The sequence below is a fragment of the Fusibacter sp. A1 genome, from assembly GCF_004125825.1.
Classification (GTDB): Bacteria; Bacillota; Clostridia; order Peptostreptococcales; family Acidaminobacteraceae; genus QQWI01.
In genome coordinates, this window is the sequence record NZ_QQWI01000003.1 from 128,875 (window position 1) to 153,335 (window position 24,461).

The 24,461-nt window shown below is 41.5% G+C and carries 25 protein-coding genes; 2 read left to right on the forward strand and 23 right to left on the reverse strand.

Annotation, left to right across the window (positions count from 1 at the left end; all coding sequences use genetic code 11):
• Positions 1–16 precede the first annotated feature (16 nt).
• The 13 genes from DWB64_RS04615 to DWB64_RS04675 form a co-directional block, all read right to left on the reverse strand.
• Positions 17–595 (reverse strand): DUF5317 family protein, encoded by a 579-nt coding sequence (locus tag DWB64_RS04615; RefSeq protein WP_129487025.1) that lies wholly within the window; start codon positions 593–595, stop codon positions 17–19.
• Positions 585–1,166 (reverse strand): DUF5317 family protein, encoded by a 582-nt coding sequence (locus DWB64_RS04620; protein ID WP_129487026.1) that lies wholly within the window; start codon positions 1,164–1,166, stop codon positions 585–587. The genes DWB64_RS04615 and DWB64_RS04620 overlap by 11 nt, the downstream gene beginning before the upstream one ends.
• Positions 1,156–2,433 carry an HD-GYP domain-containing protein gene (locus DWB64_RS04625; protein ID WP_129487027.1) on the reverse strand — a complete coding sequence of 426 codons (1,278 nt, stop codon included), beginning with the start codon at positions 2,431–2,433 and terminating at the stop codon, positions 1,156–1,158. Before DWB64_RS04625 ends, DWB64_RS04620 begins: the two co-directional genes overlap by 11 nt.
• Positions 2,434–2,686: 253 nt before the next feature.
• Positions 2,687–3,316 (reverse strand): hypothetical protein, encoded by a 630-nt coding sequence (locus DWB64_RS04630; protein WP_129487028.1) that lies wholly within the window; start codon positions 3,314–3,316, stop codon positions 2,687–2,689.
• A gap of 71 nt (positions 3,317–3,387) precedes the next feature.
• Positions 3,388–5,337, reverse strand: coding sequence for a PAS domain-containing sensor histidine kinase (locus DWB64_RS04635; RefSeq protein WP_129487029.1), 1,950 nt, complete (start codon positions 5,335–5,337; stop codon positions 3,388–3,390).
• Between the two features lie 163 nt (positions 5,338–5,500).
• Complete coding sequence (locus DWB64_RS04640) at positions 5,501–7,822, reverse strand: ATP-dependent DNA helicase (protein WP_129487030.1); 2,322 nt, start codon at positions 7,820–7,822, stop codon at positions 5,501–5,503.
• Between the two features lie 74 nt (positions 7,823–7,896).
• The gene (locus tag DWB64_RS04645) at positions 7,897–8,670 is read right to left on the reverse strand and encodes a lytic transglycosylase domain-containing protein (protein WP_129487031.1); all 774 of its coding nucleotides are present in this window, start codon (positions 8,668–8,670) and stop codon (positions 7,897–7,899) included.
• A gap of 248 nt (positions 8,671–8,918) precedes the next feature.
• Positions 8,919–9,422: a MarR family winged helix-turn-helix transcriptional regulator gene (locus DWB64_RS04650; RefSeq protein WP_129487032.1), complete on the reverse strand. Its 504-nt coding sequence runs from the start codon at positions 9,420–9,422 to the stop codon at positions 8,919–8,921.
• 15 nt (positions 9,423–9,437) lie between these two features.
• Entirely contained in the window at positions 9,438–9,683 is a 246-nt protein-coding gene (locus tag DWB64_RS04655; protein ID WP_129487033.1) for a hypothetical protein, read from the reverse strand.
• Positions 9,684–9,701: 18 nt separating this feature from the next.
• Positions 9,702–10,232, reverse strand: coding sequence for a hypothetical protein (locus DWB64_RS04660; RefSeq protein WP_129487034.1), 531 nt, complete (start codon positions 10,230–10,232; stop codon positions 9,702–9,704).
• Positions 10,233–10,380: 148 nt separating this feature from the next.
• Complete coding sequence (locus tag DWB64_RS04665) at positions 10,381–11,634, reverse strand: aspartate aminotransferase family protein (protein WP_129487035.1); 1,254 nt, start codon at positions 11,632–11,634, stop codon at positions 10,381–10,383.
• 145 nt (positions 11,635–11,779) lie between these two features.
• Positions 11,780–12,490 carry a sulfite exporter TauE/SafE family protein gene (locus tag DWB64_RS04670; protein WP_129487036.1) on the reverse strand — a complete coding sequence of 237 codons (711 nt, stop codon included), beginning with the start codon at positions 12,488–12,490 and terminating at the stop codon, positions 11,780–11,782.
• A 136-nt stretch (positions 12,491–12,626) separates the two neighbouring features.
• Positions 12,627–14,441: a heme NO-binding domain-containing protein gene (locus tag DWB64_RS04675; protein WP_129487037.1), complete on the reverse strand. Its 1,815-nt coding sequence runs from the start codon at positions 14,439–14,441 to the stop codon at positions 12,627–12,629.
• A 164-nt stretch (positions 14,442–14,605) separates the two neighbouring features.
• Between DWB64_RS04675 and DWB64_RS04680 the strand changes: the two genes are divergently transcribed.
• Together DWB64_RS04680 and DWB64_RS04685 are read left to right on the forward strand one after the other, a co-directional pair.
• A complete protein-coding gene (locus DWB64_RS04680) occupies positions 14,606–15,124 on the forward strand; it encodes a peroxiredoxin (RefSeq protein WP_129487038.1) in 519 nt (172 codons plus the stop codon).
• Positions 15,125–15,250: 126 nt separating this feature from the next.
• Positions 15,251–16,042 carry a histidinol-phosphatase HisJ family protein gene (locus tag DWB64_RS04685; RefSeq protein ID WP_129487039.1) on the forward strand — a complete coding sequence of 264 codons (792 nt, stop codon included), beginning with the start codon at positions 15,251–15,253 and terminating at the stop codon, positions 16,040–16,042.
• Between the two features lie 198 nt (positions 16,043–16,240).
• Here the strand turns inward: DWB64_RS04685 and DWB64_RS04690 are convergent, their stop codons facing one another.
• The 10 genes from DWB64_RS04690 to speD form a co-directional block, all read right to left on the reverse strand.
• Positions 16,241–16,990, reverse strand: coding sequence for a hypothetical protein (locus DWB64_RS04690; RefSeq protein ID WP_129487040.1), 750 nt, complete (start codon positions 16,988–16,990; stop codon positions 16,241–16,243).
• An 8-nt stretch (positions 16,991–16,998) separates the two neighbouring features.
• On the reverse strand, positions 16,999–18,207 hold the full coding sequence (locus DWB64_RS04695) for an HD-GYP domain-containing protein (RefSeq protein WP_129487041.1): 1,209 nt from the start codon (positions 18,205–18,207) through the stop codon (positions 16,999–17,001).
• A 25-nt stretch (positions 18,208–18,232) separates the two neighbouring features.
• Positions 18,233–18,583, reverse strand: a complete 351-nt coding sequence (locus DWB64_RS04700) for a hypothetical protein (protein WP_129487042.1) — start codon at positions 18,581–18,583, stop codon at positions 18,233–18,235.
• Positions 18,584–18,594: 11 nt separating this feature from the next.
• Positions 18,595–19,989 carry an ATP-binding protein gene (locus DWB64_RS04705; RefSeq protein ID WP_164980237.1) on the reverse strand — a complete coding sequence of 465 codons (1,395 nt, stop codon included), beginning with the start codon at positions 19,987–19,989 and terminating at the stop codon, positions 18,595–18,597.
• Between the two features lies 1 nt (position 19,990).
• Positions 19,991–20,683, reverse strand: coding sequence for a response regulator transcription factor (locus DWB64_RS04710; protein WP_129487044.1), 693 nt, complete (start codon positions 20,681–20,683; stop codon positions 19,991–19,993).
• Positions 20,684–20,700: 17 nt separating this feature from the next.
• Positions 20,701–22,059: a hypothetical protein gene (locus tag DWB64_RS04715; protein ID WP_129487045.1), complete on the reverse strand. Its 1,359-nt coding sequence runs from the start codon at positions 22,057–22,059 to the stop codon at positions 20,701–20,703.
• A 177-nt stretch (positions 22,060–22,236) separates the two neighbouring features.
• Complete coding sequence (locus DWB64_RS04720; protein WP_129487046.1) at positions 22,237–22,398, reverse strand: XapX domain-containing protein; 162 nt, start codon at positions 22,396–22,398, stop codon at positions 22,237–22,239.
• A gap of 8 nt (positions 22,399–22,406) precedes the next feature.
• A complete protein-coding gene (locus tag DWB64_RS04725) occupies positions 22,407–22,559 on the reverse strand; it encodes a XapX domain-containing protein (protein WP_129487047.1) in 153 nt (50 codons plus the stop codon).
• A 138-nt stretch (positions 22,560–22,697) separates the two neighbouring features.
• On the reverse strand, positions 22,698–23,372 hold the full coding sequence (gene sfsA / locus DWB64_RS04730) for a DNA/RNA nuclease SfsA (protein WP_129487048.1): 675 nt from the start codon (positions 23,370–23,372) through the stop codon (positions 22,698–22,700).
• Between the two features lie 55 nt (positions 23,373–23,427).
• Positions 23,428–24,258 carry an adenosylmethionine decarboxylase gene (speD, locus tag DWB64_RS04735; RefSeq protein WP_129487049.1) on the reverse strand — a complete coding sequence of 277 codons (831 nt, stop codon included), beginning with the start codon at positions 24,256–24,258 and terminating at the stop codon, positions 23,428–23,430.
• Between the last annotated feature and the right edge of the window lie 203 nt (positions 24,259–24,461).

Below are 24,461 nucleotides of genomic sequence, written 5' to 3' on the forward strand. Positions count from 1 at the left end.
GTCTGATTTGATCGATCTAATATCTTCGTTTACCAGTATACGTTCTATAAGTGCGCACAATTTGAAGCTCGTTCTGTATAAACAGGATCATGCCTATCGCAATGATAAGATCAGGAATTCCGATCGCCACTGTAAAAGGATAAACATCCGGCATCAGAATGGTCTTGCCTAAGAACTTGCTCCAGTGAGTCGATTGGTTGAACAAAACATAATTCGCAATCTCGCCTGATTCAATCGCAAGTCTCATTTGAACCAGCTTTGCAGATGTGGCTCCTGCAAGTCGAATCGGCATAAGCATGTCGTTTAAGATCAATACGACAACTTGTAGTATCGCACCTAATCCCACTAACCATATTCCGCGTTTTTTTAAGTTTAGAAGTAGTGCAATAATCGCCATGGCAAGCCCTGCGATGGTAAAATACTTAGCATTGGTTGCAACAAACTCGACCGCATGTAGAAAGAACGGAATCAACTGCAACAAGAGTCCTAAGACAATCAGCATTGCACCCTTGACGTGGCTGTTTTCCAAATTGGATAAACGTCCACCTCTAATTACGCCTATGATCAACCCTAATAGAATCGCTTCAAACCACATTTTCAACCTCCGATATTTCAACTGATTCAACTGATTTCGATAATGAATAGGCTAATACGATAATCCCTATATCAATAATCAGATCCCCGATGCTTAACGTCTTTGGAAAAGGATAAGGTGGTCCAATAGAAATCCAGTCAGAAAGCACAGATAACTTAGTGCTGGAACTAATCAGCGCATGTCCAAAAATTTCAAATCTATTTAGGCTTTCAAGCGTCAAATCATATCCATATTTAACGGCCAACTGATCGCTTACAGGCATATATCCATTGTTCGAAAACACGACAACCGCATTTAATAAGATGCCCACGCCTGTTATTCCTAGTGACTTAAAACTCTTTATGTTATACGCAATAAAGATAAATAAAAGACCATAAATACCTAAATGTATAAAAAAAGTATACTCAACTACTCGAAAGACACCAAAATCAATCAGTAGTTGCGCAGACTGCTCGGTGATGATACTCGCCCACAACCAAGGCAGTCCTTTAAACTCATCGAATTTAAATTTATGCTTGTTTCTAGTGATAAAGAGCCAAATCACAGCTAGTATGACCGTCTCAACCAACATTTTCACGAACCTCATCAACGGTTACCTTAGACATCAGTTCGATGAAAGCATCAACAACCCTCGGATTAAATTGCCTTCCCGACGCATCGACTAGATTTTTCATCGCTTGATCATGCGTCAACGCCTTACGATAGGACCTGTCCGAAGTCATCGCATCGTAAGCATCTACCACCGTAATGATAGCAGCCTCAAGTGGTATCTCATCGCCTTTTAAACCGTCTGGATATCCTGTACCGTCATAGGATTCATGGTGGTGTCTGATTACTTCAGAAGCATTCTTCAAAAAATAAATTTCGTTGATAATACTTGCACCTATTTCAGGATGCTTCTTTATTTCATTGTATTCTTCTTCTGTAAGTTTTCCGGGTTTATTAAGTATCGCATCTAAAATCCCTATCTTACCAATATCATGAAGTAATGCGGAAGTGCGTAAATCGTCAATTTTTTTATCGCCAAACTTCATTCTTTTTGCAAGCTTAACAGAATAATCGGCAACTCGTTCAGAATGACCAACTGTATATTTATCTTTAGCGTCTATCGCTTTTGTGAATGAGTTTATGGTTTTAATATAAACATCCTTCATTTTTAGATACTGCACAAAAGTAAATCTCGCTAATAACAGGGGACCTAAGAAGAGCAAAACAATAAAAAATCCTAACTGCATTTGAGTAACTGCCATCAATATTCCTATAGGTGCAATTCCTAAAAATTTTGAAAATAGCCATAGGTTCTGCCTTAAGACTTTAAGAATAGGTGTATCTAGTACAAATGCAAATAACAAAGAAAACAAGGTTATATTGAGAGTAATATATGTTAGTATTGCGGCAATAACGCCTATTATATTTATTCCGCTTACAGTCCATCCAATTGAATTATTCAAGCAGTAATGATATAACGCACCAGATAATAGTGCAACAGATGCATCGGCACAACTATTAAACAGCCTTTTTAATAGTGAAGTATTAAACAAGTGTAAGTATTTCCCATTCTCGAACTCGACATGAAATAATGCACCTAGAAATGTCATTAACCCAGCATATACCGGGTCAAAAATAATCATTCCAGCTAACCCTATCGCAAATCCAAGAGATATATATCTGTTAGCTTCAATCTCGATTGTAAGACTCTCAATCAGTATCGCTAATCCAATATAACCAATTAATTTCCAAACCGGTACCATACTTAAACTTAACGCACTTGCTATTAAAACAACTGATCCAAATGATAATACTGTAGCATAATATATTTTAAATGAAATTTTGTCCATTGTATCTCCTAAATTAAAAGGTCAACTCAACAATCTATTTCCACTGTAAATGTGCACCACCAGCTAACGCCAATGACATAAGTGACATGAATAATACCATCAATCTTTTTTTCATAATTAGATAATCCTCCATTTTTTTAATCTCTGCAGGCTACGCTAAAGCAGACAGGAGTATTCGCTACGCTGTAAATGAAATTTGATTTTAGTAGTTCGTAGTTAAAGAAATAGTGTTTTGTTGACCTTTTAAAACATTTTAAACGAATAAGACACGATTCAAAGCATCTAAGACTGACTTGACGTATGCGTCGTGGGCGTGTTCTGTTACAACCGCCGTGCCGACAAGAGGAAACTCTTGCCTTCCGCGCATGAACGTCAAGACTGCATTGGCAATTTGAACACCGCCGATTTCATGCAGCTTAAATCCTTCAAGTACTATGTGTTCATTCGTGCTGAGGTGTTTTCTAACCACCTCAAGTGTTGCATTCGCTACTACTCGGTACTCACCATTTTTAGTGGCGACATCTGTGTAACAACCTTCAAATAAAACATCCTGGAGAGCGTACTTGACAGTAGCCGTTAGGTGTTGTCCGTGTTTAGTGACTTCTACCGACTTGTAGATGATTCTTGGCAACATTTCTTGCAGTGAATTATTCGCAACTTGAGCAACGCTGATCACCCTATGGTCGATCAACTGCTCATACTTTGCGGCAAGTACCGTTTGAATGTCTTTTGAAATCTGTTTTGCATGCCTTTTTTTGTCGGCGACAATGTGACACTCGATAATTTGGTCTTTTTCGTCTACGACCAGCTTCGATGAAATGACTCCTTGAACTTGAACCAATGAATTTTCCATCGATTCAAGCATAACAGATAAGCTCTCCATAATAAATGCCCCCATATACCTATTTCGGTATTTTTCTATCTCTATTTTTTATAGTTGACACAGTCATTGGTTTAATTTTCTATTGGCAACACAACTTTAAATGTGTTTTTTTGGTTGTCATACGCACAACCGATACTGCCTTTCATGTGAGACTCGATAATTTGACGTACGATGTGTAGTTCCATACCTTCAAGCGCATTGACATTCTGATTGATAATCCCTGCGAACATTTCGTCAATCACATCCGCCTGTATCTTTTCACCATCGTCCTTATATGTGATAAACACTTGTTTACCTACTTTTTCCACACTGATTTCAATTTTTCCGTTTCTAACTTGAGCAAAACTGAATTGCAAGGAGTTGATGATCATATTGTTGATGACATGCTCAAATAGAGTTTTGTCGACATCTAGCTCAATGCCTCTAGGACAATCGATCTCGATGATATGTTTCGTATGCTTGAAAAAGTGCTTGAGCTTTAAAACAGACTCTTCCAATAAAGACCGAAGCTGATAGGTGCGTACATCAAGTGTATCTGACGCCATTAGGTAATGGTTGAACAAAGAAATTCGGTCTGTAAGTATGTCCAGACTGTTCGATGTGTCATGAATTTTCTTTTTAGCCAAATTGAAATAGTTTTCAAGATCGTATTTGCTCATCGTCATTTCAGTAAACTTGTCATTAATGATTTCAAGTTCACGGTGATGGGCCTCTAGCTGTACTTTTGTATTGTCGGCATAGTGCTCTGCGACTTTTTCGAGTGCTTCTGCTAAAGCATACATCGGCACTTCTTCCTTTTTGTCTTGCTCTTCATGAACTCTGTGGATCTTATGCTTTAAGTCATCCACTTCTGTCATCAGGTTCGAGTTGAGTTGCCTTAAATCCTCAGTTTCTTCCTGAAGCTTTTTCATTTGGTTCTCATCAGTCGCTCTTGCTTCGACAGCGTCATCTGTAAGCGGTCTTGTAGAACCTACATAACCTTCACCAAACCGCTTGTCCGAATGGCTCTTTACAAAAGCCTCACCCATTTTAATGAGTCCGGCCTTCGTTTTGTATTCGTAAGTGGCTTGCACGATATTCTTGTCTCGATACAGTCTTGATGCAGATCTGTCAAATGCGGCATAGGCTTCATTCGTCATCATCATTACCGATCTCTTACCAATCAGTTCTTCCGGTTCATAACCTAAGAACTCCTTCACCGAGCTCGAGATGTACTTTATTTCACCATCTAGTGAAATGAACCAGATGACATCTGTAATGTGTTCAAACAATTTATTGACTGGCGATTCCACCGTCCGAACGACAGGCTTCACCTCCACCTGTGTCTCCTTGCTCCTTTTAGTTCTGTGCTCTTCCACCTTTGTGCGTCTGCTTACTGTTGTCAGATAATAGTTTCTTCTTTGCGAATAATCGGCAAAATAACTTCCAACACCAGAGATGATAAAACCAAGCAGCGTCATCAATGTGACCGTAAGTCGTTGTGGTCCCTCTAGCGGACTGAGTCCATAGACATATCCGATAAAGGAAAGTGTAAGCACAGCCATTGAGATAAATGCATATAGGTACTGTGTTCTTAACACCATAAATCCATAAACGATAAAGATCAAAATTCCAAGATCATATACTTGTACCGCACTAGCTGGTGCCTGCATTAAAATGAGTATATGTCCCACACCGGCGATAAACATCAATAAGGCCATCAAATAATGAAAGGACTTCTTAGCGAACTCGGTATAGGTGACGATAAAAACAATCAAGGAAGACGCTATGTAAAAAGTGAATCTGAAGAACCACGCCAAATCTTTGACTTCGGGCATGATCACAGCATCGGTTAATGCAAATAGCAGATAGATCAGTACACCGATAATAATTCCAATTCTCTTTTGACCAAGTTCCTTATCGAGTCGCTTGGACCAATAGTTCGCCTCCTCTTTTCCTTTGAACATCATAGTCAATGGGTTTAGATTCATCTCGTCCATGGACGTTGGAAAAATTGATAGAAAATCTGATTTAAGACTCATTTAAGTTGCCCCTTTTATCGTTAAGCAAATCGCTTTAATTGTATATTAACATTATCGCATATAATAAGCATCTTGATATGCAAGATGCTTATTTACTGCACTACAAATACACTCTACTCTATTATAGTAATGTTTGAGCCAATTGTTAATGTATTATTAACATTTAATCAAATAAATCGTGTATTTTTTTGATGTTTTCCTTGAATTGGTGTTCATTTGCCACAATTTCGTATGGTCGCCAGTGTCCTGGGAGTTCGGACAGGTATCTTGACTGCCCAAATCGTTTACCAATTAACATTAAAATTCCCTTATCCTGTTCGGTCCTAATTAATCTTCCACCTGCCTGAAACACTTTATTCAGTCCGGGATAGGTAAAAGCGTAGTCGAATCCGTTGAGTCCATGGGCGTCATAATAACTCTTCATAATCTGTCTTTCCTTACTTAGTGTCGGAAGGCCTACTCCGATGATGATCACACCTGTCAACCGATCGCCATGAAGGTCTATCCCCTCAGAAAAAACACCGCCCATGACAACGAGGCCGACATGTGTTTTTGTAGGGTTTGGGACAAAGTCTTCTAAAAACTCTGCACGGTCTTTTTCTGTCATACCGCTGCTCTGAACCGAAACATGGCCTTCATAGTCTTCATCGAAAAGCTCTTTGATCGTTTTCAGGTACGCATAGGATGGGCAAAAAACAAAGTAATTGCCTCTTCTTTCAGCGATTGTTCGCTTCACATCTTCAAAAATGGGTCTTAAGGTAACCTCACGATCCTTAGAATAAGTGGAATGCACCTGATTGATCACCAAGAGCCTATTTTTCACATCAAACGGACTCCCGACCTGAAGCCGCTTGCTACCGCTGTGTCCGAGCACCTGCTGGTAAAACTTGAGCGGCGAGAGCGTCGCCGAGAAACAGACCACATTATTGACCATGCCATAGGTTTCATTCAGTGCTTTTGAGGGATCCAGACATCTGATATGCAACTTCTTTTCTTCGTTCTCATCCAGCATGATGACGAACTGGTCGTCAAAATACTCGTAGATTCTTAAAAACCGGTGCATTTCAAAAAAATGATCCAGTACTTCATCATCCTTTGTGATGTCAGAAAACCTTCCCTCGTCTAGAAAATAGGCCAGTGCCTTATTGATGCTGTTGACCAACCTCAGCTTGATATCTTCCATCAGCCCCTGCTCGTCTTGAGTTTTCAGTTGCTCGTTAAATGCGGTATTGACGCTTCCAAGTAGTTTATGATAGCCCTTGTCCATCTCCTTGACATGAGCCCTAATCTCTAGCAGTCTGTTCTTATCTAAAAACGCAGAATACATATCCCGCGCTCTTTCATGTAAATTATGTGCCTCATCGACTAAAACGGCATAAGCGTTCTTTTGCGTAAAATGTCTCTTGATCTGAATAAAGGGATCAAAAAAATAATTGTAGTCACAAACGATCCCCTGCGCAAAGTTCGTCAAATCGAGTGCGAACTCAAAGGGACACAGTACATGTTGCTCGCAAAAGGTCTGGATGGATTCTGGTGTTTCTAGTCCGGCATCCTGCAAGAACAGGTGTAGCGCATCATTGACCCTGTCAAAATGTCCATTGGCATAAGGGCACTGATGCGGCTGGCACTTATAGACGTCGTTGATACACATCTTCTCCTTCGCCTGTAAACCGATGACAACCATATTAAGCCCCTCGTCCACGAGCTTCTGGTATGAATCAAGCGCCACTTTCCTATGGACCGTTTTTGAAGTCAAATAGAAGACTTTGTCCACAAGACCTTCCCCAAGCGCCTTAGTCGCAGGGAACAAGGTCGACATGGTCTTACCTATCCCTGTCGGTGCTTCAATGATGAGATTCTCGCTGTCCCTAATTGTCGCATATACAGCTTTAGCCATCACGTCTTGTCCAGGTCTGAAGCTTCCAAACGGAAACTTGATCTCTTTTGCAGTGACTTCGGCCCTGCTTTGTAAAAATGCTGTAAGTGTCGCCCAACGCTTATATTGCTCAACTGTTTCATATAAAAAGTCCGTCAGTTCCTTATAGGTGAAAACTACAGGAATGACTTTCGCGGCTTCGTTTTTTAGTGAGTAATACGTCAGCTGAACAGTGACGTCCCTTTTACCATGAGCTTCAGAATAGATGGCGCCATAGATTTTCGCCTGTGCCCAGTGAAGAAAAGAATAGTTTTCATCCAAGTCATCAAGATCCTGATAGGTCGACTTTATTTCATCGATTACGATACCGTGCTCATCATCTTTGATCCCATCAGCCCTTCCGCTCATTAAAAGAACGGTCGCATCATCAATAGCGAACTCCTTTTTCAGATGAACCTCTTTTTCAAAACCCTCATACTCGCTTTGAATCATCTGATGGATCTGTGTACCTTCTTGCATGGTGACAGCGCTCTTCAGTGACGAATCGATATCGCCTTCCCTATATATAAATTCAATTATGCCTCTAACCGATTCTTTTATCGTCTTCATTATCCACCTCTAAGAACATGTGTTCTTATTATAACACAGAAAAACCGCCTATCACATGTGACAGACGGTTAAAACTAATCGATATGATCGTACTTGTCCACCCTGCTAAGAATAGCTCTCGAATAGGTGGTCTGATACGTATGGTTTGCTTCAAAATACTTTGCCAAGTTATAAGGACCTCGATTATATTCTGATAGTATTCTGTGGTAATTCTCGCCATAAGCGTTTTTAAGCAAATGGATATAGCTGAGTGCAAGCCCTAAGTTGTATTCGGGTTCGAAAATCAAATCAGGATCGTAAGTAATCCCTATCTCATTGCCAAACTCTTCCGCCAACCATTTTTCAGTTGCAGGGATGATCTGCATCAGTCCTCTGTCTGCAGCTCCACCTACAGCTTCAGCATCAAAGTTGCTTTCGATTTCGATAATCGACAACACCAGCGATGGGTCAATATCGTACAAGTCTGTGTACTTGATCAGATACAACGACGATTCAAAATCAAGAGGTGTTTCCTCAAATACCTGATAGGCTCTTTTAACCTCTTCTTCAGAATAATTGATTATTTCTAAGAATCGATGCATCGCATCAAACATAACCTCTTTTTCCTTAGTATCCGTTACTTTTTTTGAAAGCTCCAAATTCTGCTTTCTAAGTTTGATGATTCTTTCTTCCTGATCATTTATCTGATTCAATAATTCAGTTTCTCTTTGTCCATGTTCAACATCCACAGTGTTCAGGATATTTTGATCTTTTGTTATTGTCTGATAACTCGCACCGATTGCGAACAATAACATCACGATAATCACGATTAGTAATATGTGAGCATGAATTTTTCCTTTTGAAAACATCACGTCACTCCTTTCCTATTTGTTATGCCAATAAAAAAGACAAAGCCGAAGCTTCATCTCATGACATAATACATAGGTTCGCCTCATATGGCAAGCTTAATTGCGATTTTCTAATGTTCATCACTTGACATGCAGTTATTTTTAACGTCCGTTAATAAATCGGCAATAGATTATACACTTGTACCCGCCTACCCTTTGCAGGTCTCAAAAAAAATAAAACGCCACTTGTCATGGCGTTTTATTAATTGTTATTTCGTTTTTGTCGTATTTCGCTCTAAATCGTCCTTGATCGCTTGAGCAGAAGCCGGTAATTCTGGTAAATCCAACTCATTTGTATACGCTAGTAAATCTGATAAGCACGCGATCATCCGATCTCGGCACGGATCTTTGATCCCGTCTGATATTTGTTTGTCAAGCGTATCTAAGATATCAAAACTCGCCTTGTGTAGCGCCATTCCTTTTTCAGTTAAATGAACATACTTGCTGCGTCCGTCGTTTTCACCGCGATGCCTAACGATCAGACCTTTCTTTTCAAGTGTGACAAGTAATCCGGTCAAGGTTGCCGGTTTGATCAACAGATCCTTTAGAATTTCGTTCTGCGTCTTCTCTTCACTTCCCCAAAGACTGCATAGAATTCTAAATTGACTATACGTCAATCCAATTTCCTCAAGCATTGCGTTATGACGATACGTCAGCATTTTAGATAAGTTTTGAACATAGTAGCTCACAAACTCAGAATAATCACGTTGCATAATTTTGACCCCCTGTTATAAAGTCATTACACCTACCTTTACAGATGTAAGAACTTCAAGTTCTGCTTTCAATTTGTTAATTTCAACCTCTTTATCTGCGACGAATTCAATAAGGATCAGACCTGTCGATGAGCACATATTACCCGCCTCATGGACGCCCAATCTGGTTTTAATGATACATCCGTGCGTAGATAGCAGCTCCTGTACCTTTAAGGCCTCTTCTTCGCGGTTGCCTACTTTAATACCCATAACTGTTGTCATCATGTTACTCCTTTCACATTAGTCATCATTTGTTATTATGATTCCTTCGCTTCTTAGAAACGCAATTTCATAGAGTGTCATAAATGCATACCAGTCGGGGTGAATAAAACGTTCTCGTAAGTCACGAATCATCATTGCCGTCAGATCGAACTTCTGCTCACTCGCTATCGATGTGATTGATCCATCAATCCAGTCATCAATACCGTTAATTACAATAGGTTCGATTAATACGGTCAGTTCAGTACGCTTCCAATTATTGCTTGATTTGCTTTGTGTCAGCACCTCTGAGTAGATCTTTTGATGAACATGTTCGATATCTAAAGCACCTAACTTTACTTCTAGCGATTTTACGACTGAAGCGATTTTCAGTTCGCTCTCTATCATCTGCTCACTTTCAGCTTCAGCATTTAAGTCCACTTCAACTTGCTCCACATAACTTTGGACCACAATAGAAGATGGATCAGGCAAAATCGCTAGGGCGATAAGAACGCCTGTTGCGACAGCGGTCACCAAAACAAGAAGACCGATTAAAATCCATTTCAGTTTCATCTAGCAATCCACCAACTCTCAGCACGATATTGAATTCACACTTATTACTATCATACCTTTTTTTAACCGACATTAAAATTAAATTTCAGATTCTACGCGTTTTTAATCTAAAAAAGCCAGAGCGTACGCTCTGACTTTTAGATAGGACTTATTTTGTTGGGAACATCTCGCCAATCACAGCTAACGCTTCGTCAATTGCTAGAAGTGCCGCGTCTAGATCTTCTGTCGTATGTCTAGCAGCGATATAACCGTGGTGGTAAGGTTGAATGAACAAACCTCGTCTGATCGTTTCCGTGTAAAACTGTGTACGTCTTTTTTTGTAATCGGCATCCACTTTGTCGAATGTGATGAATGGCATCGGTGGTATACCGGATAATGTTACAGGCGCATTATGCTTAGCGATCAACTTTTCGATACCGTCAAGGAAATATTGTCCTTTTTCCCAAACTGTTTCGATAATGTTGTCTCTTTCTAAGATCTCAATACATTTAAGCGCTGCAACCATTTCAAGACTGTTTGGGAAGAATGTGGACGAAACAAATACTTTCTCCTCAAGCACTTTCATGATTTCGGCTTTACCGACACAGGCGCTGATCGGATAACCATTTGCCATAGCCTTACCAAATACCGATAAATCAGGAGTGACTCCGTAACGCTCACCGGCTCCACCCATTGCAACTCTAAAACCTGTTCTTATCTCATCAAAGATAAGTACTACATTGTATTTGTCTGCAAGCGCCCTTACACCTTGAAGGTATCCTTCAGGAGGTGCCATAACAGGAAGCGCTAACGGATGACCTACTGGAGTGACAATGATGCACGCTGCGTTTTCATGATGAGCTTTCAGCGCTTCTTCAAGACTTTCCAGACTGCCGTATTCAAATTCAATCGTCAGTTCCTTGATGGCATCAGGTACACCGCCACCACTTTCAACACACCAGTCGTGCCATCCGTGGTATCCGCATCTTAAAATTTTGTCTTTACCTGTATAGCCTCTGGCAATACGTGTTGCGATACTGGTAACATCTGAACCCGTTTTCGCAAGAACAACCATCTCTGCACAAGGAATCAAGTCAATTAACTTTTGCTCCAACCTGTTCTGAACTTCTTGAACCATTGAAAAACAAAAACCCTTGTCCATTTGTGCTTTTACCGCATCATTGATTTCCGGCTCGTTATATCCAAGAATAATTGGGCCGTAAGCGCAAAGCATATCAATGTAGTCATTGCCATCGACATCGACGATATGTCCGCCATAACCGTGATCGATGAATATTGGGTATTCATCTGGAACAAAGTTATATGGACGTCTGATGCCTAAAAGTCCGCCTGGCGAAAGTCTTTTTGCTTCTTCATAAAGAGCCATCGACTTTTCTAAATTCAGTTTTGGTGCACTTTTCATAGTATCTCTCCTTACCTCTAACCGGTCATTTGGGGAATGACCGAACTATAGGGGAAATCATTATCGCGCCTTCATTATATCGTGCAATCGTATAAGACTCAATAGCTGATTTTTAAACCTGAAATCGCTTTGGTCTAATCACCGTTTATGCAGTCACAATCGCTGCGATTCCAGACACAATCATCAGAAACAAGGTCAGTCGCTTAAAAAGACGTTCGTTGATTCTATTTGATGAAAACATCCCGATCGCAAGTCCTCCAAGCATAAAGGGAAGAAGCGTAAGCGATTTTGACATCACAAGCGGAGTGATGACTCCACTTAAGATAAAGCCGGGAATACTCACCACATTCAGAAGTGTGAAGAATGCGGTCAAATTCGCTCTAAATGTCAACTTGTCCACATCCTGATTCGTTAGGAACAACACGACGGGTGGTCCGCTAAGCGATAAGGCGCCCTGCAAGATGCCAGAAACCAGGCCGACCACACCAAACCACTTCTGTGGCTGCTTGAGATGCGCCCGATACCCCTTAAGCATCAAAAGTCCCACAATCACAATGACAACTCCTGCCACTCTTTTGAGCTGGTCGGCGGGCACGCTTTTTAATAGCCAAACACCCACAGGTATGCCAAGGGCTCCTCCGATCACAAGAAACGTGATCATCTTAAGGTGAACATGTTTGTAAAGCTTAGACAACAAGATCACATTCAGCAAAATGCTGTAAAGTACTAGAATCGGTACTACAACCGTGATGGGAAGCAGCAACGTCAAAAGCGGTAGTGCCACTAAGGAAAACCCAAAGCTTGTCATTCCCTGTATCGCAGCCGCCAGTAAAATCATCAATCCCTGTAAAATCATTCATCCTACCTCGTTATTTTCTAAATGTCAAATGACCGCATGCCTGTCTATACTTAAACTATAACCATTGTAACAGATACTCTTGCAAAAACCGCAAAAAAAGCCGTGCATCACGCACGACTTTCTAGTTCGACTGTTAAATCTTATAACGCTTGAGCTCGTCCTTCAAGTTGTTTGTCAAGTTTCCTAACTCATGAATATAAAGGTCAAAATCTCGTAGCTGCTCGCTAAACTCAGTGACATTCGCACTCATTTCCTGAGAAGACGCGGAGTTTTCCTCTGCAATCGCAGCTAAGGTATGCATGTTCTCAAATACATGGTTGATCTTTTCCGTTTCACTTGAAAGCCTATCCGAAATTTCAGCGATGCCGATCGCCACCTGTTTGATTTTGTTTGTGGCCGTCTGATTCGATGAAGATACTTCCGTTAGCGTGTCATTGCTTTTTTCAAGTTGTCTATATTGGTCGGACACTTTCGTAATCATGCTATTCACATCACCTACAAAGGTCTTCAAACTGGTGTTGATCGTATTCACAGCACCTTTTGAATTTTCTGCGAGTTGGCGGACCTCCTCTGCGACGACTGCAAAGCCTCTGCCGTGCTCACCAGCGCGGGCAGCTTCGATCGATGCGTTAAGCGCCAGTAGATTGGTCTGTTCAGCGATTGCCTCCACCGTAGAGACGATTTGAATGATTCCATTCACCTTTCTTGCAAGCTCGTCTCCTTGCTCGTTCACAGAAGCGAAACTTTCCTTCACCTCATTCAAGTTTCCGGATACAGCGACCAGCTCATTGAATGACTGCTCAATATCAGACACCGCCTCCTCAAGATAGGCTTTCCTTTCAATCTCTTCAGAAGAAATTGAATTAAGCGTCATGATATTCTCATTTAAAACCGCTACGGACCGTTCAGTCTCTTGGGCTTGATGGGTTGCCCCTTCAGCCACTTCTTGAACCGCAAGTGCGATCACATCGGATACACCTGTCAAGTTTTGCACTACTGACTTGAACTTCAAATTGAAATTGTGAATATCATCCATCCCGCCTTTAAATAAGATGAAATCCGACTTCATGTTTTCCTTGATGGAAGAGACACTCTTGAATGTCTCTTCATAGCTATCGCCAGTCTTCACATGCACATTCCTATCAAAATTGAGTTTTCTAAGCTCGTCCAGCTCCTCTACAATCCCCTTGACGGGTCTGTTCACATGATAGGCGACAAATTGAGTGACCAGTAAAGAAACCACACCTAGAATCACAGCTTCAACAAAAGGGCTGACTCCTGTCAAACTCCAAGCAAGCAGAAAGACGACTATACTTGCAGGTATAGCTGTTTTAACAGCTACAGAATTGATAAAGCCCAGCGAGAAAACCCTTGATAAAGTGAAGGACTTTGTGATTCTATCCTCTTTTTCTGTTTTGAGTAGTACTTTCAGATAGTAGGTCCCATCCGGATCCTTTCCCTGATCCAGTATTTCAATCTCTAACTTCTCATTGAAAAACTCGGAGCTTCCGATCAATAAGCCTTGGAAGTAATCAAACATACCTCTTTTGGACCTATACGTGATAATAAACTCATTCGCAGAAATTTCTTCGGGAAGCATCCGCGGCGGTTTTGCCCCTGGTATCATTTTCGTCAGATTCGCATGGACAGTATCCATCATCATCAAAAATGCTTTTAATGAAGACCTTTCAAAAAAGGAAGGAAACCACTTGCTGAAACTTTCGATATTGTGTTTACCTATAATTCTCCAAAGCTCTGATGCAGGTTGGTTGATTACTCGTGCCACCGCCTCGACACCAGAGAATATTTCCGCATCCGATACATTGTCAGACGGTTTGATAACGATGTCCTCAGTCCAACCCGCTCCTTTATATAGGGCTTGAATCGCAGTCGGTCCATATAACTTTTCGATGGTTGTCATCCATACCGATACAACTGTTCCTTTCATACTCCACCTCTTTCAATCTAATTCTTCTGTTAAAATGAATAATACCCATAATTTATTATACAATAACACGTTAAAAGTTTTTTGTAAATGTAATCATTACATACTTGAATTAATTACATCATATGTTACAATAGATTTGTAATCAACTAAGGAGGAATTAATAAATGAGATTAGTAGGAAATAAAGCACCTGGTTTTTCAATGGCAACCGTTGATGGAGCAGGAAAAGAGTTTGGTAGGATATCACTAGAAGACTATAAGGGTAAATGGCTTGTACTATTCTTCTACCCACTTGATTTCACATTTGTTTGTCCAACAGAGATCACTGGATACTCAAAACGCATAGCAGACTTCAAAGCCCTCGATGCTGAAGTTCTTGGCGTAAGCGTTGACAGTGAGCATTCACATAAAGCTTGGATCAACGGCGATCTGGGAGCACTCAATTTCCCACTCGCTTCTGATATGACTAAACAGGTTTCACGAGACTACGGCGTACTTCTAGAAGATGCCGGAATCGCACTTCGTGGACTATTCATCATCAATCCTGAAGGCGATATTAAGTATTCAGTCGTTCACGACTTGAATGTCGGCCGCAGTGTAGATGAGACAATTCGTGTTCTAAAAGCACTTAAAACCGGAGGTTTGTGTCCTGTGGACTGGACCGAAGGCGAAGTGCTTTTATAATAAAAACATTCATACTCCCTCAAAACACCAACGTCCCCCAACGTTGGTGTTTTTCTTTTTTGAAGCATAGGATATCTCTTTCAAAATCGGGTATACTATAACTAGAAACCATAAAGGAGGCCCAACATGATAGATGCGCATATACACACCCACTTTTCACCAGATAGCGAAGCCGAACCACTAGAATACCTAGAAGAAGCGATCATAAAAGGAATCAACCACATCACATTTACAGACCATACGGATTTACTTTATCCTCATGATATGTCATTCGAGTTCGATCTGACAAAATACGACCACATGATTTCAGACTTGAAGCAAAGATACGGACATAAGGTGCATATTTATAAGGGCATCGAAATGGGACTGCAAAAAAACTGCATCATCGATTCTGAGCTGTTGCTGGAACGCTTTAAACCCGATTTCGTGCTTTGCTCGCTTCATACCGTAGAGGGACAGGACCTTTATTATGGTGACTTTTTCAGTAAGCATACCCCTCTTGAAGCAATCAGGATTTATCTACAAACCCTGCTTGATATCGTAAAACGCTTTAAAACCTTTAACGTGATCGGTCATCTGGATCTGCCCAAAAGGTATCAACCCGCGATTTATGATGTTCCTCTAAGCGAATATGTCGACTTGATCGATGCGATCTTCGACGAGATCATTCCACGAGGTCAAGGCATAGAAATCAACAGCTCGGGGCTCCGGGGTCCACACAAGCGTCCCTTCCCTGACTACGAGATTATCGCTCACTATATCAGACGCGGCGGCAAAATCATTACCTTCGGATCGGATTCGCACAGTGCCGACTCGCTGGGAGTCGGATACGACCTGATTACAGAATTTTTAAAGCACGAGGGCATCAAATCACTTTACGTCTTTAAGGACATGATCGGACAAGAAGTGCCTATCTAACTAAAAAAACCGGAGCGAGAGCTCCGGTGAGGTTGTTGATAAAGTCAACAAAATCGCAGACTGTTGACAAAGTTCAAGTTCAAGGAATGAGAAAAAGCAGCGGGCGCAGTGTATATAGACATACATAAGCGTGCTGCTTTTTTGAAATGACGAAGAAATTGGGCTTTGTCAACAGTCTGACCGGAGCGAGAGCTCCGGTTATTTTTTATTCTGCTGTTTCTGATAAAGGCTTTTGATTCGGCCTAGGTTGATCTGCGTATTCACTTTGTGTCCAGATGTCGGATCCTGAGTCGCAACCGCCTTTTTTTCAAGTTCCTCGAACAACGACTCCGTCTCAACGCTGCTCAACAACTCATGACCGCTCGACTCCTCCACACTACGTGTTCCTGATTCATCAGCAACACGCGTATCCGATTCATTGTCATCCTCCGAATCTATACCTTGTAGCGCGTCAGCCAAGGCCTCGATAACGTCGAAGGGATCTTTCGCCTTCGTCTTTTCATAGACCGACTTTAGCGTAGTGAGGTTCCTGCCAGCAAGCTCAAAAAGAATCAACGCCTGTCGTTTGCTTACGACTTCTTCAAAGATGGCTTTCACGTCATCCGATGTCACAGGCTTCTCTTCTTCAATATCCTTTTTATCAACAGATTCAACAATGGGTTCAAAACTTGCCGCAGCTGCGCTAGCATTGTTTTTCAGTACGTTTGAATGGTGAGGTTCAAGTCTTTCGACACTCTCCCTTTCAATCATGCCTTTTTTCATAAGGCCTTCAAGAGCAACTTTCGCCTCTTTTGAGTCAACACCCATTTTAAGTGCAAGAATATCCACACTCAATAGGCCTTCAAAGGCAGGTTGATTCGCATACCTTGCTATGACAACACACGCCATCTTCTCTTGTAAAGTTAAGTCATCACGATCGATGACGCTTGTTGAAACATAAAAATACACATGATCACCTATTCAATCTCTACTATTTGAATGTTATGTTGTTTCGATAAATCAATAAATCGACTTTCTATTTGCACGATCGGTCTTGTAGGATAATTGACATCGATATAGATGATTTTTCCTTGCTCACCAGTGTTCAGCGTGCATTTTTTGCCCAAATAAAAGGTAGCCAGATTGCTGAGGAGCGTATAGACGACCTGTGTGTCAAATAGTGTTCCGCTGTGCATCGCCAGATAGTCCGAGGCTTTAAAAGCGGATACCTTCTTCTGAAAAACCCTATCGTGGGTCATCGCGTCAAAGACATCGCAGACCATGATGATCTTAGCGTAGTCGTTGATCTGATCCCCTTTAAGCCGTAGCGGGTAACCGCTGCCGTCAATCCTCTCATGATGCTGCAGGGCGGCGAATTTAACACTCTGAGAAACACCTTTTGTCTTAAGCAGGGTCTGATATCCCCACTGGGCATGGTTCTTGACCACTTCAAACACCTTGTCGGACAGTTTTCCTGGATAGTTCAGCACTTCTGTGGGGAGCTTGAGTTTTCCGATATCGAATAATAGTCCTGTGAAGGCCAACTCCTCGATATGCTCCTGATCATAGCCCATCCACTTTCCTATCATGGCCGCCAGTATGCTCACCCTAAGGGCATGGTCGAATGTATAATCATCCGCTTCCTTAAGCTGATTAAGCCTCATCAACACGTCGTTGTTTCTAATCATGTCAGGAAGCATCTCTTTTACATTATCCTTAATCGCATCCGCATCAAGTACGTTATCGCTTACGATCGCATTGAGCAATTCCTTCGTATCATTGATCGTTTCGCCATGACGCTTGTCCAGCGGTAGATTGCCCTCGCCAGTCAGGAGTGTAATCGGCATCTGAACATTACAAATGCTTGCGACCTCTTCATCTATCTCTAGTTCTCTTAACTCTTCAAGTGCGATTCTAAGCTTTTTGGTATCCGTTACAAAGTTGTTTTCCGCCTGAAGCGATTCGATGCTCTCGATCATCTCATCTATACTGATCGATTCCTCGATCTGTTCAGGAAGATTTTCGAAAATAACGACTTCGAACACGCCAAGATTCTCAAGCATGTCGATATGTTTTCTTTTTATCACCGTTCCCTTGCTTAAGAGTTCTAAGCTGAAATCGGAATTATAGACAGGTTCAGCCAGTATCATGCTAGGTTCTAACGAAGAAACAGAAATTTTTCTCATCAAATCACCTCTTTCACATCAAGATTCAGTCATCTTTTAGCAACAGGCCTGCGTTATTGAACTTATTGCCGATCAAATCCATTCTATAATTGATCCACCTGCTATGATTGGTAAGCTCCGCTGTCTGAAGCATGAACTGACCACGTTTGAAAACGACTTCAGCCTTGAACTCCTCTTCTTTAAACGTATTGTAGACCTTCACGTAGTCCCCCTCGTAAAGCGGTGTGGCGTCATTCGCCAGCAGACCTGAAACGATCATCAACCGTCCTTCATCCTGCGCAGTCTTTATGTCATTCCACGTCATATCCATCCAATCGGACGAATAAGACATGATTTCTTCGTTCTCATTCCAAATCCTCATCGAAAAGTTCTTCATATGTATGCCTCCTATTTCATCGGTAAAATTACTGATACGGCAGTTCCTTTACCCAGCTCACTCTCTATTTTTAGAACTCCGTCATGCAGTTCTACGATTCTTTTAGTGATCGCCAGACCTAATCCGCTGCCTCCCTGATTAGGATTTGCTTTATAAAACCGATCGACGATCCGATCCAAATGCTCCTTTGCAATACCGGAACCGTTATCCCTGATCGTCAGGATCACCTTATCCTCCATAAGCGAAATCTGGCATACTACCGCCCCGCCTGTGGGCGTATGCTTGATCGCATTGTCTACGATGTTGATTAAGACCTGCTTCAGTCGATTTCTATCTCCATTAATAATTACCTCTTTTTCTGCGCTTGAAACATGGTAGGTCAAACCGCTTGTTTTTATCACCGTCGAAAACTGTTTAAAGACCCTTTCTATCAACTCCACTAGATTAAGAGGAATTTTGCTTAACACGATCCTCTCCGCTTCCAGCTTTGAAAAATCGAGCAGGTTTTCAACAAGTCCGTGTAATCGCTCCGTTTCTTTTGAGATGATCTCAAGCCCCAATTTGGTTTCTTCAACGTTTTCTATGCTTCCGGTCAAAATTGTCTCGCTCCAACCCTTAATGCTTGTAAGCGGGGTCCTCAGCTCATGGGAGATCGATGAAATGAAATCGTGTTTCAGCTTTTCGGTTTTCATGATTTCCTCAGCCATATAATTGATGGTATCCGCAAGCTCGCCTAACTCATCCTCCGCGTATTTCTGCGCTTTGATATTGAAATTTCCAAGGGCGATATTGTCAGCCACAGCTTTAAGCTCATAAATCGGTTCTACAATCCTTTTAGCCATAATCGTACTCAAGTTGAGTACGACAACCAGTACGCCTACGCCGATAAGGTAGGCGTACAACAGGTAGACCTTAACCGTCTTGTCCACTTCTTCGATGGAAGTCATGTACCTTAGCACTCCGATGATATTGCCAGACTCTGACAAGGGTGTCGAAACGGCCATGATCAGCTCATCGGTTTCCGGGCTTCTGCCACGCCAAACGCTGGTACTACCAGATTTCGCACTTAAAAACTCCTTGGTGGACACTTGATGGTCGCTGTTGAATCTTGCAGTAGACTCGATGATGTTCCCCTGTTTGTCGAGTATTTGCGCATCTACATACTCAGGGACAGAAGCGTTCTCCAGGATGAATTTGGCTTTCGAGCCCAAGGACTCGTATCCTAAAAATGTGTCATAGACCTCTACTGTGATCTGCATCCTGTCTTTGAGTATCTGCTCGATATTCTGGTAGTAGTAGCTATTGATTCCGAATGTGAAAATCAGTTCAAAGATAAGCACTGTAACAAAAATGATCACAACAAAAGTAAGTGTCAATTTTCGCTTGATACTCGATTTACGTGGCATATCAGTCCCTCTTCCACTTGTATCCTTTACCCCAAATCGTTTCGATATACTGCGGTGTAGACGGATCATCTTCAATCTTGCGACGTAATCGTCTGATGTTCACGTCGACAATTTTCATATCACCGTAGAAATTTTCGCCCCAGATCTTGTTTAAAAGATCATCCCGATTCAGCGTCAGATCCTGACTTTCGATAAATATCTTAAGCATCATGAACTCCGTCGGTGTCAGTACGATTTCCTTATCGTTTTTAAAGCACTGCCTCGTATTGATATTCAACCTGAAAGGACCGCTCTTCACTTCTTCTTCAATATATTTGTTTTCGTTGACTTTGACCCTTCTGTTAAGCGCCTTGACACGGGCCATCAGCTCAACAGGCGAAAATGGTTTTGTAAGATAGTCATCCGCACCGTGCTCAAGGCCCATCACCTTGTCAATTTCCTGTGCTTTTGCAGTCAACATGATAATACCCATGGTAGCGTTGTTTTCCCTAAGTCTCTGGCACACGGTAAGACCGTCGATACCGGGTAGCATCACATCTAAAATCGCTATGTCTATGTCGTCATGCTCTTCAAAGAGAATTAACGCTTCCTCTCCGGTTTGAGCCTCAATTACCTCATAGGCATTCCTTGCTAAATTGATTTTCACAAAACTTCGAATAGACTGATCGTCTTCAAGTACTAAAACTTTAGCCATGACTTCCTCCATCTTCACTAATCCAGAAACTGAAACTGAGTCCGTATTTCTATTTCCTTAAGCAGCATATCATCATAAAACGCTCTGTAACTTTCAAGTATATTATCAATAGGTAACCTATTATAACCTAAATACACCAAATTTCTCAGCTCGCCCAACTTATAAAAAGGCACGCCTTCCTCCTGAAGTTCCTTTACAAGATCCTTATACCCTTCTTGCGAAACCGCTTCTAGCGTGAACACTTTGTATAATACCGATTCGTCAGGGGTGATGTAGACATCCAGGTACTGTCTGCTCAAGTAGGCTCTAGACTTGATGATGATCATTTTGCCTTCGATGATCGCATCCGCCCACCTTTTTGGAAAATCGAACCTATACCCTTCACTTTCACTGATATAATTCATCTTATCAAGATCCAGACTGTCACCTGACCATTCATACCAGGTATTCAGATAAGGCAGCTCGGATTTGTCTTCATCATAGATATGGGGCAAGAACCGGTTACCGATCTCATAGATCCCGTCACCATCGATATCCTGACTGATGATCGGTATGTCTTTTACAGTAAGCTGATACCTGCTATCCGAAACCGATTCATCAAAAACCCTTTTCAGTCTTCCGTCATCATAGGCGATGATGTTCGTCGCAGACTTTGAACCGATCTTTGAATCTAGGAATACTCCATACAGTTCCTTGGACGCTTTAGCGAACACCACATTGTAGTAGCCGTTCACATTCTCATCAAGTGCGATTTCATCTACAATGCGAAACTCTCCCACCTCGTATTTGAGCAGTGTGGCCGATGCGAAATTATTGCGGTCCAGTTTGAGCACAAACAGATCCTTCAGAAAATCCCTGTCGATATCGTCGATGATTATTTCAGTATAAAGGTCTTTATAAAGCTCCACATACCCGTCTTTTTGCCATTCATAAACCACCAGGCTCTTAAAGGCTTCGCCCTCTGTGGTAAGACCCAACACAATATCTTCGATGCCGTCTTCGTTAAAGTCGATGAAGGAGGCGAAGGCTATATCTGATCCCACCGCTTCTACAGTGGCGCGTTTTTCCCATCCGTCTTCGTTTCGGTCGATGATCATCACACCCGAGGTGACTCTTGTCTTATCCGTGTAAAAGGCATAGACTTCATCCTCACCATCCTTGTCCCAATCGAAAAAATCGACCGAACTTAGGTTTTCAGAGATATATGGACGTACAAGACGGGCATTTGCAGGAAGATTTTGATCGATAACCTCCCTAGCCACCTCTTGATTGCCGATCAGTTTTGGTTTGCTGATTAACTCTTTTGGCGACTTCAACATCCCGCTGCAACCACTTAGCATTATCACAGTGATAAACAGACATATTAATCGTTTCACAAGTATTCCTCACTTTAAAGGTATTGTACAATTTGTACAGTCTTAGTCTAATTATACTGTTAAATCGTGGATTTTACTATGTTTGTGGATAATAAAAAAAGTAGTCCCCTAAGTGATGACACTTAGAAAATCTACTTTTTTGATATTTGCCATTTAATTATTGAGCCTTGCAAAAGACTAGAGTACGGTCATAACCCATCCTGCCAGTTTTCCACCCAGCAGTACGCCAACGACACCTAATACACCTGCAAAGACAGCTGGTGCAGGCGCTGGCAATTTAAGCTTTTTAAATACCACACCAAGTACAACACCTGCAAATAATGCTTGAAGCCATTCCATTCCATCACCTACTTTAGTATAATTGTACCTAGAAATACACCAACAATTCCCATTACTCCGCCAATTGTTCCTGGAGCAGGTAGTGGAAAACCTAATATGGTAAATACACCACCTACTATGACACCTGCAGCGAATGCTGTAGACCATTCTTTAATTTTCATATACTCACCACTTTCATAATACTGAACACCAATGTGCCCATAATCTATATTATAAGAGTTCACATGAAAATACTTTGTAAACCTTTCACCAATCAAAGGTCCTTTTTAAGCCTAATAAGGGTGGTTGTTATGGATAGTTTACAAGAACACCGGAATTTCACCCTCATAAATATAAGCCTGCTCCGTTATGGACATTTTAAAGGCCCTAATTTCAACGCCGGCACGACTTGCACTTCTTACGGCCTCACCAAAATCAGGGTCGTTTTTATCATTGGGTGTAAACTCAAATGCGTCGCTTCGTTGGACTAGAAAATAAATCGCACCGCGTCCCCCATGCAGGACATAATCCTTAAGATGGTTCACGTGCTTCACACCCCTTACAGTCGGCGCGTCAGGAAACATCGCAACACCGCCTACCACCAGGGTGACTCCCTTCACTTCTATAAACTGATCCGTCTCCTTGCAATAAAGGTCAAACCTTGAATCCCCATGCTTCACTTCTCTTTTATACACGCGTGGCTTATCCGAATTCTGTATCGTGCCGTCGCTTAACCAGTCAAAAATAAGTTTGTTTGGAAGCTGTGAGTCGATGGAGACCCACAATCCCTTGTGCTTTACAATTCTAAGCGTATATCTTGTTTTTCTTTCCGGCTTGTAATCATCACTAAGCAGCACCTCAACACCACTGGTCAGTAGCTCCTTCAACCTTCCGGTATTGGCCACATGCACCTGCTGAAGTTCTCCGTCGACTGTCACCTCGGAAACAAAACGATTGATTCTTTTTTTGAAAACACCCTTGACCCAATCACTCATCTTCCTACTCCTATAAAAAAGAGGCAGATTGAAATCCGCCCCTATTCCTTACCTCTTATAGATCTTCCATTTTACCCTTTGGAATGTTTCTTCCGTAGAATACTTCAAGCATCTCTTTTTTAAGACTTTCCTTCACCTTTTTACGTTCCTTAGGCTCCAGGTCCTTTTTCTTCACACCAAACAGGTAGTTATCCAGATCAAAATCCTTCAGAAGCAATTTCGTATGGAAGATGTTCTCCTGATAGACGTTAGTATCGATCATCTGATACTTGTCTTTGGTCTCTCTGTCCAAGAAGTTCTGAATGGAATTGATCTTGTGATCGATAAAGTGTTTTTTACCGGTGACATCTCTAGTAAAGCCTCTCACCCTGTAGTCCGCATAGATGATATCAGATTCAAAACTATGAATCAGATAGTTCAGTGCTTTCAGTGGTGAAATCTGCCCGCAAGTGCTCACGTCGATATCCGCCCTAAAGGTACTGACACCTTTGTCCGGATGGTATTCAGGATACGTATGGACCGTAATATGACTTTTGTCCAAATGTGCCACTACGGAATCGACATTCGGAAGCGGTCCAGGTGATTCAGAAGTCAAACTCTCATCCGGATTTTCCACAGCGCCTTCTGACACGAGGATCGTCACTGAAGCTCCTTGAGGATCATAATCCTGTTTAGCGATATTCAAAACATTCGCACCGATGATATCTGCGACGTTTGTTAGTATTTCTGTAAGCCTTGCCGCATTATAAGCCTCATCTATATAGCTGATATAGTCCTTCTTTTGACCTTCGTTTAAAGCATAACAAACATCATAAATATTGAAACTCAACGTTTTTGTCAGATTATTAAATCCGTATAATCTTAACTTGTTATTAGATTCAACCATTGTCAACCTCACTCCCAATTCATTATTCTCATCTATTAAAATCAGGTTTTATTATATGCCTTTTCATCCTCATTTTCAAGTAAAATTTTATATTATAAATTTTAAGTTTACCAATACTAAACTTTTGTACACAAAATCCACCTAACTCGAAATTATACTTCTTAAAACTTAAATTTACCTTAAATCAAAGCGTTTGCTATGGC